Here is a 13,092-nt window from a genome sequence, read left to right on the forward strand (position 1 = left end):
TCACCATTCCCGGTAAGCAATGCCGTTGAGGCCGACCCGCTCGGAGAGCGAGTAAACATCAAACACATCGGTCCCCTCGGTCGGCGCATCGGGCGGACTGGCATAGGCGCGTTTGCCCCAGGTATCGGCAGCGGAGGTCTGCGCGTCTGGGTAAAACGGGTCACGTGGCAGTCGGCGCAGAAAGTAGATTTTGTTCTGCACGGGTGTCTTGACATCGTCAACGCCGCCAACCAGCGCGTCAAGAGAAGGCGGGTAACCCGACCCATCTGCCCGGCGCTGCACCCGGCCTTCGTCCGTAGCACGTTTGTAGGTATCGAGCGCCTCGCGGATCTGTCGCAACGCGCTGCGCAGTTCCTGCTCCTTGGCCCGCCGCACACTGAGCTCACCCAATGGCACCGCGATCGAGGCCAGGATGCCAACGATGGCCATCGTGACCACCAGTTCAATCAGCGTGAAGCCACGTCCTGAACGCTTCATGGGAGCGTGCCCTCGGGTTTGACAGGCACTGGACCATCTGGCGGTGACATGGCAGCGGCTGGGGCCGGATTTGTCGACATCTCAATGGGCTCTGCGCTGATCGCCGTGGGTTCGGGCAGGTTGGGTTCGGGGGTGGCAGGCGCGCTGCCCGCAGGTTTGGATGAAAGCGACAAGCCGCGTGGCGCCGACTTGTTCAACTGCAGAGCGGGTGCACCCACGGCAGACTCAGAACCCGCTGGCAGGTTGACCGACACGCCAACGGGCCGGTTCAGATTGCGAACGATGCGTGGAGTGATGAGCAAGACAATCTCCGTCTTGCTGCTGTTGTCACGTTGACTCGAAAAAAGCCGCCCGAGCACCGGCAACTCGCCCAGCCCTGGCAAACGGTTGGCACTGCTGCGCTCTTCGTCGCTGATCAGGCCGGCCAGCACCTGGGTCTCACCATTTTTGAGGCGCAGTACGGTGGACGCACTGCGGGTGCCAATCTGGTAGGCCAACGAGTCTGCCGGGCCGGTGACCTCCTTGACCAAACTGCTGACTTCCAGACCGACCTTGATCGAGACTTCGTCATCCAGGTACACGTTGGGCTCAACGTCAAGCTTGAGGCCAACATCCAGATACGACACCGAAGAGGCAACCCCCACGTTGGCGGTGGAGGTTGTTGTGAACACTGGCAGTTTGTCACCAATGTGGATTTTTGCTTTTTCACGGTTTTTGACACGGATGCGCGGGTTGGCCAGGATGTTGCCGTCACCGGTCTGATTTTTGAGGTTGAGCGTCAACGCCGGGTTGGACACATAGGTGGTCAAGCCACTGGTGTTGCGCAAATCCACGTTACCAGCGGCGAGCGCCCCGCCAAGATTGGTGGTGGTCTGGGTCACGCCGCTGTTGACAATGGTTGAGCTGGTGTTGGGCTGCAACAGGCCATAACCAATCTGGTCAGGGAAACGCAGACCTAGCTCCTGCAGCTTGCTGCGGGTCATCTCGAGTACTTCCACGTCAAGCATCACCTCTGGCTCGGCAATGTCGAGAGACTCCAGCAGCTGTTCAGCCAGTTTGACGGCTGCGGGTGTGTCTTTGATCACCAGCAGATTGAGCTTCTCATCGATAAAAATGTCTTTCGTCTTGACCAAAGAGCGCACCAGTGCCTGTGCCTGTTTGACCTCAGCGTTGGCCAGATAAAAACTTCGGGTCACCAGCTCCAGGTAGTCCTTGGCTTTGGCTGGGGTGTTTGGGTACACCAGCACCGAGTTCTCATTGAGCAGTTTCCACTGAAGCTGGTTCGTCGTCAGAATCAGCTTCATGATGTCTTCCATCCCGGTGTTACGCACGAAGATGGTGACCTTGGTGTCGGTCCTGACGTCTTTGTCAAAAACAAAATTGAGCCCAGAACTGCGTGCGATGACTTCAAAGACAGTTTTGAGCGGCGTGTCACGAAACTCCAGCGTGATTGGCTTGTTGAACGATGTCGCAAGCGCTTGTGCCGAAGGCTCTACACGGGCGTCTTTGTCGCGCAAGCTCTGGAGCAGCCTGCGTGCGTCGTTTTGCGCGGAGTTTTCGGCCAAAACGGTGCGCAGTTGGTGCATGGCAGCCACAAGGTCGCCTTTGGCCGACAAAGCTTGTGCATCCCGAATCATCGCTTCATGACGCTGCTTGGTCGCTATCGCGGCCAGCCCATCGCGCACACTGGGGCTGTAGTTATCGAGTTTCTGTGCACGCAGATAAATGGCCTGCGCGGCATCGGTGTTGTGAGACAAAAGCTCTGTTTCTGCATCTTTGAGCAGTTGTGAAACGGCGCTATCGCGCTGGCGGAAATACTGGGCGCGTAACTCACGGTCATCCGGGTAGTCACGCATTCCCTTCTCCAGACGCAACACGCTGTCATCCAGGCGGCCTTGCTCCAACAGAAGGCGGCTCTCTTTGAGCGCCGGATTGCCCGCGCAACCCAATAGACTGAATACCGCCACCAACACGGCTAGCCGCAGGAAAGGATTCTCGAGTTTCAATTGGCGCTTTCAAAGAAGAGTTTTTGGGTTTCATTGAGCGGCACATAAACAACCGTCATGTCTGCCATCGTGATGTCCACCACTTTGTAGCCAGGCAGGGTGTCGCCGTTCTTCACCAGATAGGTCCGCCCGCTTTGCTCCAGAAAAACCATGAGTTGCCCGTTATCCACGGCCTTGCCAAGGTACCGAAAAGGTAAAACTGGTGCCTTGGGGGCTGCCAACTTGGGCGGCGGTGGTGCGGGTGGTTGCCAGGAATGCGCTGCAAACACGTTGACAACCTGAGCAGAAAATCGCTGGCGAACCGGGGCAGACGCGGCATCTGACGGCGTTTGGGGCAAGGCTGGTGTGGCGCTCAAGACCGGCTTTGCTTGTGCCTGCGGCGGCGATAGGACAGGTGGAGTAGAAAAGTCAACAAACGACGCCACAAGGGTAGTCACCAGCGCCACGGCAAGCAGTGTCTGACGCAGTTGCATCATTCAGGGCCCCCTCAGAAAGAGGCTGAATCGCACGTTTGCCTGCACCGACTCGCTGCCCACCTCTTCGCGCTGGAAGCCGATGTCGTTGAGTGCCATGGCTGGCACAGCGTTCATCACCTCGGCCAGCCAGGCTCGAAGCTGTGGGTAGCTTGCACGCGCAGGCAGGGTGATCTGGTAGCGCTGCACCTTTGTGCCGCCATCACGCACCAAGCGGTATTCACCAGTGGCCAGCTTGACCCCGTTCGCCAGGGCGATCCGGTGGACCACCTCAATTGCGTCAAGCGCACCTGCGGAGCCAGGCAAACTGTCATCAAATGCAGCACGGCGTTGGCGTGCTGTGTCATCCGGGTCAGGCCGTTGTGCATCCTGCTGGCGTTGTGCCGCAGCTTCTGCACGCAGCTCTGCCAGGCGAGTGTGCATCTGTTCGACACCCAAAAACTGCAGCCCAAGGGCTCCGATGAACAGAGCCAAACCCAGCACAGCCAACCAACCGTGCCGGTAGCGCTGAAAACGCATCCATGCCAACAGGTGTTGCAAGGTCATGACGGTACTTTCCAGGTGGCATCCACTGAAAAGCGGATCACCACGACGGAACCTGCCTGCCGTTCCTCGTGATGAGAGAGGTTGGCTGTGTCAAGCAGGCTTGAGTCACGCAAACGGCCGACATAAGCCACCGCATCGGACATTGTTTTGGTCTCACCCATGAGACGCAAGGTACGCGTCTGCCCCTGTGCTTCGATGTCCAGCAGCGCCACGGTAGGGCCGGTGTGTGTCTCTATCTCGTGCAGGACGGCGTCCCAGGGCAATTGCAGCTGTGACGTAACCCGGTCAATCACCTGCGTGTCAACTGGCACCTCTGGCAGAGCGCTGGCGCGCTGCACAGGGCTGGCTTTGGGTTGTCGTGTGCGTGCTTGTTTCAGCTCGACACGAACCAGTTCATCGCTGACATCAAGGTAATCCATGACGACAACACTTGCTGCCATCAGACCAGCAACAAACAGCATCAGTCCAAGTGGCGAAGTCAGGCGACGCCGCTTGACAAAATTGACATCCAACGCATTCATGGGCATCACTCGCCGATGGCCATACGCCCGCCTAACAGGGCAGGTTGCACCAGCGCTTTGGGTTGCAGCCAGGTGAAGGCAAGCCCATCAGTTGGCGCGGGCGGCTCGCCATCGCCAACAAGATACAGAGGTAGTGCAGGATCAGAAATCCCAGCGGATATGCCAATTTGCGCCATCAAACCACGAACAACATCGTGCCAATGTGCATTGACGCGCTGGGTTCGCAAACCCATCCAGTGGCCATTGCGAAGCAAGCCCAAAGAAACACACTCTGATTCAATCAGCCCGAACCAGCTCTCTTTTCTGCCAATCACACGCCGCCAGTGGTCATAGGCACAGGCAAAGTATGGCGACACCCTGTCCAGACGTGCGCCCGAGTTCTTGCAAGTGGTGTTGAGTGCATCTATCAGTGCCCCATCTACCGCGCATGCCACCACCGACTGGCCAGGCGGCTGGGGAGACAGCGCCAGCTGCCAATCCTCGGCGACACCGCCAAAGGTTTCGCGAAAACGCAAAGAGGCATAAGCAAGCTGCTCATCGGGCTGCGCGATATCGGGCTGCCATGGCAAACAGTGCCAGCGTACAAATCGCCCCGAGAGCACCACACGCACGGCGCGTTTCCTGCCAGATTGTGTCCCTAGCCATTGCGACAATGTGGCCACAGCCGACTGCCATGGCTGAGTTGGTGAGCTTGGCGGGCACTCCACACGTTGCGTCACCACAGGCCTGAAGCGCCAGAACCCGTCAGATCTGGCAACCACAAAGTGCTGTGGCGACAACCCGACATGCAGCGTCTGTGAGTTAGGTGACCACACGGTTCAACTCCTGCAGACTGGTTTCCCCAAGGCGCACCAGGTCAAGTCCAACATCGCGCATCAAACGGGTGCCCCTGCGACAGGCTGCCTCTTTGATACGTCGCACCGGTTCACGAGCAACAATCATCTCGCGCAACTCGTCGTCCAGAATCAGCACCTCGGCCACCGCTTTGCGGCCCTTAAAACCAGTGCCACGGCATTGGGCACAACCGCGCCCTGCACGAAAACGAAAACCGGACACATCAGCAATGCCAGAGAGGGCCAACAACGCCCCATCGGGCACAACGTCCTCCACACAATCGAGGCAATTCATGCGCACCAGGCGCTGCGCAACCACACCATTGAGTGCCGCCACCAGGCTGTAGGGATCAACCCCCATGTGTGTAAACCGGCCAAGCACATCAAACACATTGTTGGCATGCACAGTGGTCAACACCAAATGGCCAGTCAATGCCGCCTGTACCGCAATTTGTGCGGTTTCTCCGTCACGGATTTCGCCCACCATGATCTTGTCGGGGTCATGCCTCAGTATGGAACGCAGGCCACGCGCAAACGTCAGGCCCTTCTTCTCGTTCACCGGGATTTGAAGCACGCCAGGCAATTGGTACTCGACGGGGTCCTCAATCGTGATGATCTTGTCGTGCCCGTGGTTGATCTCATTGATGGCGGCATACAGCGTCGTTGTTTTGCCACTTCCGGTCGGGCCTGTGGCGAGCAACATGCCATAGGGCTCGTTGGACAACCGATGCAGGGCTGTCAGCGTTGCCTCGTTGAACCCCAGCACTTCCAACCGGAGACCAACAACCTTGTCAGACAGACTCTGCTTGTCCAGAATACGCAGCACAGCGTCCTCGCCGTGGATACTGGGCATGATGGAAACACGGATGTCAATCTCACGCCCGCTGGCGACCACCTTGAAGCGTCCATCTTGAGGTACACGCCGCTCAGCGATGTCCAGCTCCGCCATGACCTTGATGCGCGAGATCACTTGCTCGGCGTTGTCAGTGCCCTGAATGCCGCCTACGCTGCTCAATACCCCATCGATGCGGTACTTGACAAATAGACCACCAATTGCGGTCTCCATGTGAATGTCGCTGGCGCCCGTCTTGAGTGCGTCATAGAGTGTGGAGTTGACCAACCGGACCACCGGGCTGGCGTCTTCACTGATACTTCTGAGTGAAATGTCTTCAGCTGAACCGCGCTGGGGTGAAGACTGCTCCAAGGACACAAGACCATCCATGGCCCGTAAAGTCTCCTCGTGGCGAGCAAGATATGCGGCGATATCACCCCGGTCGGCCAGACGAATCTCCAGACGGGATCGCACACGCTCTTCAGCCCACTCGCGTAAGCCCATGTTGAACGGATCGGCGATCATCAAGACGAGATCGCCCGAAGCGTCTCGAAATAGCAGGCATTCCCGCTGCAATGCTTCACCATAGGGCAACAAATCAAAAGCAGGCTGCAGTGATTGCATGTCGACAAGTCTGACTGAGCTAAGGCACACCGTTGCCGCGAGCCGTGGCAAAAATGTCGAACCAGAACCAGACTCTGCGTCGTCCAGAGCTTCGATCAGACGACACCCCCTCAGTTTGGCAAGCGCACGAGCGGTTTCGATTTCCGCGGTGGAAAACGCTGCGCCCACCCGTCCCATGTCGCGTGAGCTGTTCATTGAATACTGTCAGCCAGTTGAAAAATGGGCAGGTACATGAGTATCACAACAGCACCAATCACCAGCCCCATCAACAGCATCAGCATGGGTCCCAGAAGGCGTGTTACCCATTCGGCCCAACGCGCCATTTCATCATCGTGGAAGGCTGCCACACGCTCCATCATCTCGCCCATGTTGCCGGCGCGTTCACCTACCCGCAGCATACGTAGCGCTACTGCAGTGGTCAGCCCGTTGACCTCGAAAGCCGTCGATATGGAGTTGCCTTGACGAATGCTCTGGGTTGCGCTTGCAAGACGCGTCTGCAAAGCGATGGACAGCAAACCCGCCACCATGTCCAGTGCAGGCACAATAGCGATACCACCGCGCAAAAGCATGCCCAACGTGCGATATAGCCTAGCCAACTGGAACACGCGCATGCGCTCGCCTACTGCCGGAACGCGCCACAACAAGCGCAGCATCTTTTGCATGAGCACGCGCCCACCACCGTTCACAGCACCCACCGCCAGGGCAACACCAAAGCCAACAAACACCGACCAATATTGCTCAACGGCCAGCCCCCAGTTGAGCAGCAAACGCGAGAAAAAAGGGAGATCACCCCCCATGTCCTCGTAAATGTGAGAGAAGCGCGGTACCACATAGCCCATGAGGAAAAGGATGACCAAGCCGCTCACGGCCAGCAGCAATACCGGGTAGATCGCTGCGCTAACGAGCCGCCCGCGCAACGTTTCAAGCTGCGTGGCATAGACGATGTAACGACCAAGCGCCTCGTCAAGACCGCTGGTGCGCTCGCTGGCCCGAACGGTGGCAACATACAGTGCCGGGAATGCCCGGGGTACCCCCTCAAGCACGGCTGAAAACGGCAAGCCTTCACGCAGCCCTGCAACCATTCCCGTCAACACATCGCGCACAGCAGGTCGACCCTCCTTTTCAGCAAGGGTCTCGATGGCTTCAACAATGGTGATGCCAGACTCCAGCAGGGACAACAACTCTTGACTGAAGAGCAAAAGCGGGAATCGCGAGGAACCGGAGACTTGCAAACGGCGCAGCAAGGGCACAGGTGCCGCCGAGAGTACAGCTTGACCAAGCGCTCTTGCTTGAGCCACCGCTTCAGCCCGGCTAGCAGCGTCAACCACCGTGGTGCCGATGCCACTGTCCGCTTTCAGTGTTTTGACCAGGAACTGCATGCTCACCAACTGACGATGTCCTGGGCCTCACCCGTGCCGCCGGGCTGACCGTCCTTGCCATATGACTGCAGGTCGTACTCTCCATGTTCACCTGGAAATTTGTAGATATAGGGATGGGACCACGGGTCCAATGGCACGCTCTTTTTCAAGTAAGGCCCAGACCACTTTGCTTCACCCGTCGGCCGCTCCGTCAGCACCTGCAAACCCAGCTCAGTTGCCGGGTAGTGCCCCACGTCGAGGCGATATTGGTCCAACGCTTTTTCCAGCGCATCAAGCTGCGCGCGGGCGGTCTTTGTCTCGGACTTCCCAATCTGCGCAAAAAATTTCGGGGCAACAAAGCCCGCCAGCATGCCAATGATCACCATGACTACCAGCAGTTCAAGCAGTGTGAAACCATTGGCGAATCTGGCAAATCCTGTCTGTTTCAGCTTCATAAGATCCCATTTCCTGGAGGGTGAAACGCACCCCGTTTCCCACGTTGTAAACACTTTGAAAACGACTGCACAAGCTGACAAGGTCAAAGCCTTCTGTAAAGTCTAGGTATCGCTTGTGACACCAGAGTTACACAGCATTGACATTTGTACTGAAACATCTTTGCAACATGGCCGCCCCAAAATTGATCTGCTTGTTTGCCATTTTTAAACTCAACCCGACTTGGAGCCAACATGACGCCACTTGCTCGCCCGGGACTGGCGGGGCTGCTTTTATCCTGTGGGCTCAGTGTCACCGTGACAGCTTGGGCCGACATTTACCAGTTCATCGGTGACGATGGGACACCCCATTTCAGTGATCAGCCCACAGATGTGCGTTTTCGCTTGCTGTTGCGTGCAGACAATGCAGAGCGGTCACAGTTGGCTGACAGGACATACCTGGCCAAATCGGGCAGCACTGCGACCACACAACGCTTTGAGGCAGAGATCTCAGCGGCTGCCCTCGCCAACAGGATCGACGCCAACCTACTGCACGCGGTGATTCAAACGGAATCCAGCTACAACCCGAAGGCTCTCTCACCCAAGGGCGCCAAAGGCCTCATGCAACTGATGCCAGCCACCGCTCGCCGATACGGCGTCTCCGACCCGTTTGACGCCATTCAAAACGTTCAAGCAGGCGCACTTCACTTGCGCGAGCTGCTCGATTTTTTCTCCGGCGACACGGAACTGGCGCTCGCAGCCTATAACGCTGGTACCGCGGCGGTGCTGGCACATGGCAGACGCATTCCTCCATTTGCCGAAACCATCCGCTATGTTCCAACCGTCTTACGAAGCTACGATTTTTTGAACCGCAAACATCGACGCGCCCAACCCTATTGATCAGGCCTGATCGGACAGTCGTGTCACCCCAACCTCCACAGACTGAGGTCACCTGGGAATCAATCCGTGCTCACCGAAAAGCGATAGCCACAACCACGCACTGTCTGGATCAACACATCGTGCCCCCCCTGCTCCAAAGCGGCCCGCAAACGACGAATATGCACATCGACCGTCCGCTCTTCTCCCATGTAGTTGCCGCCCCACACTTGGTTTAGCAACTGCTCGCGGCTGTACACCCGGTTAGGATGGGTCATCAAATAGTGCAACAGACGAAATTCGGTTGGGCCGAGCGCCAAATTGATGTCGGCACAGGAAACACGCTGAGCTGCCGGGTCCAGTCGCAGACCACGCACCTCCAACAGAAGCTGTGTTTCCTGTGGCACACGGCGTCTGAGCACAGCACCCATACGTGCCAACAACACCCTGGGTGAGAAAGGCTTGGTGACATAGTCGTCTGCTCCGACTTCAAAACCCGTGATCTTGTCTCGCTCATCATGCCGCGCGGTAAGCATGATGATCGCCACATCTCGGGTATTCGGATCGGTCCTGAGCTGCCTGGTCAACTCGATACCGGATATACCTGGCAGCATCCAATCAACCAGGATCAGGTCTGGCAGCGCCTCGCGAATGCGTAAGTAGGCTGCCTCTGCATGGGCAACAAGTTCCACAGAATAACCAGCGTGTGACAGATTGACTGCAATCAGCTCCTGTATCCCGGGATCGTCTTCCACGACAAGAATATGAGCTCCCATTTTCTGTACCTATCGAAAAAAAACCAGCGTATGCATAAAAAGTGACGCTTTCATGAAACATGGCTTGCTGAGCGGCGTTTTCAAAAAAATCAGTCCCAATCTTTGGCCCATGATCTTTTCATGGGCCATTCGGACTACTGAACAGGCCCTGTTTGTTCATATTCCCGTGATGCTCGGTCAGCATGATCCTCAGGTGATGGATGTGAAACAGATCACATCTGCTAGCCATCCGGCGACCCAACCACACCTGCGACGCCATGAAAACACATTTCCCCAAACAGTCCACTGGCCTGAAGACCTTGCCCTCCTGTCTGTTGGCACTCGGAATCCTGACAACAGGTCTGGCCATCGCCGATAGCACACCTCAGCCCCTGCCCTTTGCACAAGACTGGAGCAATACAAACCTCATCACAGCCAATGACAACTGGAGTGGTTTGCCCGGCATCGTCGGTTATTTGGGTGACTACTCGTCATCATCCCCAATTGCTGTTGATCCGCAAACCGTTCTAGGCAGCCTCGGAGCGGTGGATGTCATTGCCAACCAGACCGCCCCTAATACTTTGTCCAATGGCGGTGTGGCTGAATTTGCCATCACCAACCCGACCATTGCTCTGAACGGCTCCGGCACCGCCGATGCACCCGGCATCGTCATTCATCTCAACACCACCGGCCAAAAAACCATCCAGGTCAGCTACCTGTTGCGCGACCTCGACGGCTCGACAGACAACGCCGTCCAGCCGTTTGCCCTGCAATACCGGGTGGGCAACAGCGGCAATTTTGTCAATGTACCCAGCGGCTTTGTGGCTGACGCGACCGAGGGCAGCTCGGCTAACAAGACCACGCCTATCAATGTCACTCTGCCAGCCGCTGCCGACAACCAGGCCGAATTGCAAGTCCGCATCCTCACAACCAACGCCATTGGCAACGACGAATGGGTTGGCATTGACGACATCCTGATCACCGGCACGCCGATGGATGATTCAGTCAACCAACCCATTGCCGTCACCTGTCCGGCCAGCCCGTCGGTGCAGCAAGGTGTGGGTGGTGCCATCAACCTGAGCGCCACCGATGCGGACAGCGTGGTCAACGCCGCCAGCCTCACCAACCTGTCGGTCACCGGCATCAGCCTGGGCGCGATCAATGCCGCCAGTGCGGACGGCGGGGTTGCCAATGTCGCACTGCAAGTGGCCAGCTCAGTATCCGCTGGCAGCTACCCAGTGCAAGTGAAGTTTTCAAACGACGAATTGCAAAGCACCACCTGTGACTTCACTGTCACGGTTGAAGGCCTGGTCCGCATCCCGCAAATTCAGGGCAGCGGCAGCACCAGCCCCTTGGTCGGTAAAGTTGTCAGCACCCGTGGCGTGGTGACCAAGGTGCTCAACAACGGCTTCTTCATGCAAGACCCAGAGGGTGACGGCGACCCCACCACCTCAGACGGCATTCTGGTGTACACCAGCAGTGCCCCCAACAATCTGGTGGAAGTGGGCAATGAACTGCGCGTGAGCGGCACGGTCACCGAATATGCAGTTGGCACCGGCGCCCAGGCACAAGCCCGGCCCGTGACCGAAATCACCTCGCCAACGCTCAGCCTGCTGTCCAGCGGCAACAGCATCCAGCCGACACTTGTCTCTTTGCCAGTTGCCAACGATGGTGATCTGGAGCGCTACGAAGGCATGCTGGTGCAAATCGACAGCGAGCTCACAGCCTCACAAAACTACTTCCTGGGCCGCTATGGGCAGATCACATTGGGTGCGGGTGGCCGTCTGGTCAAGCCAACCAACCTCCATCCGGCTGGCTCGCCGGAAGCGCTGGCCCTTGCTGATGAGAACGCACGTCGACGCATCATTCTTGATGATGGCAGCAGCGTGCAGAACGTCAACCCCACGCCTTACCTGGCCGCTGACCAAACCATGCGTGCAGGCGACACCCTCAGCGCAGGACTCACCGGCGTGATCGACTATGGCCTGGCATCCAACTACACCGATGGCCTCAGCGACTACAAAATCCATTCGACCCAAGCAGTGGTGTTCAGCCGTGATAACCCGCGCACCAGCGCCCCGGCTGCGGTCGGTGGCAATGTCCGCATCGGCAGCTTCAATGTCCTGAACTACTTCACCACCCTGAACGCGAGTGGCTCAGCGGGCTGCTACCCCAGCGGCACCGTCAGTGATTGCCGTGGTGCCAACAGCGCTGCCGAGTTCCAGCGTCAACGCAACAAAATCATTCCTGCCATCCTGGGCCTGAAAGCCGACGTGGTGGGTCTCATGGAAATCCAGAACAACGGCAACACCGCTGTGCAAGATCTGGTCAATGGCCTGAATGCGGTGGCTGGCGCAGGCACCTGGGCAAGCGTCTCGCTGCCCAATGGCGGCACCGGCACCGATGCCATTCGCGTGGCCATGATCTATCAGCCCGCTCGCCTGAGCCTGGTTGGCAGCGCGGTCAGCGACACCAACACCATCCACAACCGCCCGCCACTGGCCCAAACTTTCGCGGCCGCCAACGGTGAGAAGTTCTCGGTGGTGGTCAACCACTTCAAATCCAAAAGCAGTTGCCCAACGGACTCTGGCGCCGACAGCGACCAGGGTGACGACCAAGGCTGCTGGAATGCACGACGCACGCAGCAAGCCCAGGCGCTGGTCGAATTCATCAGCAACCGACTGAAGCCAATTGACCCTGACGTGTTGGTCATTGGCGATCTGAACGCTTATGGCAAAGAAGACCCGATCGTGGAACTCACCGCGTTGGGGTTCGAAGACCAGGTGGCCCGCTTCAATACCAGTGGCGAGTATTCCTATGTGTTTGATGGCGAGTCCGGCTACCTGGACCACGCCCTGGCCAGCGCCAGCCTGCACGCCCAGGTGACTGGCAGCAACCACTGGCATATCAACGCCGACGAACCATCGGTGATTGACTACAACCTCGAATACAAACAACCCGCCTGCACCAGCTGCGGTCCAGACTACTACAGTGCCAGCGTTTACCGTTCCTCCGATCATGACCCCGTGGTACTGGGCCTGTCCCTGGTCAAACTCCTGGTGGGCGGCGCAGGCCGCGACACTTTGACGGGTACTGCTGGTGATGACCGCATCACCGGGGGTATAGGCGCAGACGTGCTGACAGGTGGTGCTGGTGCCGACACCTTTGTCTACCAAAGCCTGCGCGAAGGCGGTGACCGCATCACCGACTTCGCACCGGGGGTTGACCACATTGACTTGTCAGCCCTGCTCGCAAGCATCGGCTACAGCGGCCAAAACGCCGTCGCCGATGGTGTGGTGCAACTGGTGGACACCACCGCTGGCCTGGCCCTTCAAGTGGACACCGACGGCAGCGCAGGAC

12 protein-coding genes are annotated in these 13,092 nt (G+C 58.0%); 2 read left to right on the forward strand and 10 right to left on the reverse strand.

Features of this window, described 5'->3' with window-relative positions:
- From KKO72_RS14365 to gspG, 9 genes are all read right to left on the reverse strand, one after another.
- Window positions 1-477 (reverse strand): type II secretion system protein, encoded by a 477-nt coding sequence (locus KKO72_RS14365; RefSeq protein WP_214939721.1) that lies wholly within the window; start codon window positions 475-477, stop codon window positions 1-3.
- Window positions 474-2,483, reverse strand: a complete 2,010-nt coding sequence (locus tag KKO72_RS14370; protein ID WP_214939724.1) for a secretin N-terminal domain-containing protein — start codon at window positions 2,481-2,483, stop codon at window positions 474-476. The genes KKO72_RS14365 and KKO72_RS14370 overlap by 4 nt, the downstream gene beginning before the upstream one ends.
- On the reverse strand, window positions 2,480-2,704 hold the full coding sequence (locus tag KKO72_RS14375; protein WP_214939727.1) for a hypothetical protein: 225 nt from the start codon (window positions 2,702-2,704) through the stop codon (window positions 2,480-2,482). The genes KKO72_RS14370 and KKO72_RS14375 overlap by 4 nt, the downstream gene beginning before the upstream one ends.
- Window positions 2,705-2,959: 255 nt before the next feature.
- A complete protein-coding gene (locus tag KKO72_RS14380; RefSeq protein WP_214939730.1) occupies window positions 2,960-3,502 on the reverse strand; it encodes a hypothetical protein in 543 nt (180 codons plus the stop codon).
- Window positions 3,499-4,023 carry a PilN domain-containing protein gene (locus KKO72_RS14385; protein WP_214939733.1) on the reverse strand — a complete coding sequence of 175 codons (525 nt, stop codon included), beginning with the start codon at window positions 4,021-4,023 and terminating at the stop codon, window positions 3,499-3,501. The genes KKO72_RS14380 and KKO72_RS14385 overlap by 4 nt, the downstream gene beginning before the upstream one ends.
- A 5-nt stretch (window positions 4,024-4,028) precedes the next feature.
- Window positions 4,029-4,634 (reverse strand): hypothetical protein, encoded by a 606-nt coding sequence (locus KKO72_RS14390; protein ID WP_214939736.1) that lies wholly within the window; start codon window positions 4,632-4,634, stop codon window positions 4,029-4,031.
- 190 nt (window positions 4,635-4,824) lie between these two features.
- The gene (locus tag KKO72_RS14395) at window positions 4,825-6,489 is read right to left on the reverse strand and encodes a GspE/PulE family protein (RefSeq protein WP_214939739.1); all 1,665 of its coding nucleotides are present in this window, start codon (window positions 6,487-6,489) and stop codon (window positions 4,825-4,827) included.
- Between the two features lie 14 nt (window positions 6,490-6,503).
- Window positions 6,504-7,691 carry a type II secretion system F family protein gene (locus KKO72_RS14400; RefSeq protein ID WP_214939742.1) on the reverse strand — a complete coding sequence of 396 codons (1,188 nt, stop codon included), beginning with the start codon at window positions 7,689-7,691 and terminating at the stop codon, window positions 6,504-6,506.
- A gap of 2 nt (window positions 7,692-7,693) precedes the next feature.
- Window positions 7,694-8,125, reverse strand: coding sequence for a type II secretion system major pseudopilin GspG (gene gspG / locus KKO72_RS14405; RefSeq protein ID WP_214939745.1), 432 nt, complete (start codon window positions 8,123-8,125; stop codon window positions 7,694-7,696).
- 294 nt (window positions 8,126-8,419) lie between these two features.
- On the opposite strand from gspG, the gene KKO72_RS14410 reads away from it, so the two are divergent.
- Window positions 8,420-9,001: a lytic transglycosylase domain-containing protein gene (locus tag KKO72_RS14410; protein ID WP_214939748.1), complete on the forward strand. Its 582-nt coding sequence runs from the start codon at window positions 8,420-8,422 to the stop codon at window positions 8,999-9,001.
- 59 nt (window positions 9,002-9,060) lie between these two features.
- Here the strand turns inward: KKO72_RS14410 and phoB are convergent, their stop codons facing one another.
- Window positions 9,061-9,753 carry a phosphate regulon transcriptional regulator PhoB gene (gene phoB / locus KKO72_RS14415; RefSeq protein ID WP_214939751.1) on the reverse strand — a complete coding sequence of 231 codons (693 nt, stop codon included), beginning with the start codon at window positions 9,751-9,753 and terminating at the stop codon, window positions 9,061-9,063.
- A 257-nt stretch (window positions 9,754-10,010) separates the two neighbouring features.
- Here phoB and KKO72_RS21285 point away from each other — a divergent pair.
- A partial coding sequence (locus KKO72_RS21285) for an ExeM/NucH family extracellular endonuclease (RefSeq protein ID WP_214939754.1) occupies window positions 10,011-13,092 on the forward strand: 3,082 nt, incomplete at its 3' end.

Source organism: Rhodoferax sp. U11-2br (assembly GCF_018619435.1).
Taxonomy (GTDB): Bacteria; Pseudomonadota; Gammaproteobacteria; order Burkholderiales; family Burkholderiaceae_C; genus Rhodoferax.

Coding starts and splice junctions, on each gene's coding strand:
- KKO72_RS14380 (WP_214939730.1), bottom strand. CDS start 3,502: ATGACCTTGCAACACCTGTTGGCATGGATGCGTTTTCAGCGCTACCGG.
- KKO72_RS14365 (WP_214939721.1), bottom strand. CDS start 477: ATGAAGCGTTCAGGACGTGGCTTCACGCTGATTGAACTGGTGGTCACG.
- KKO72_RS14400 (WP_214939742.1), bottom strand. CDS start 7,691: ATGCAGTTCCTGGTCAAAACACTGAAAGCGGACAGTGGCATCGGCACC.
- phoB (WP_214939751.1), bottom strand. CDS start 9,753: ATGGGAGCTCATATTCTTGTCGTGGAAGACGATCCCGGGATACAGGAG.
- gspG (WP_214939745.1), bottom strand. CDS start 8,125: ATGAAGCTGAAACAGACAGGATTTGCCAGATTCGCCAATGGTTTCACA.
- KKO72_RS14395 (WP_214939739.1), bottom strand. CDS start 6,489: ATGGGACGGGTGGGCGCAGCGTTTTCCACCGCGGAAATCGAAACCGCT.
- KKO72_RS14385 (WP_214939733.1), bottom strand. CDS start 4,023: ATGAATGCGTTGGATGTCAATTTTGTCAAGCGGCGTCGCCTGACTTCG.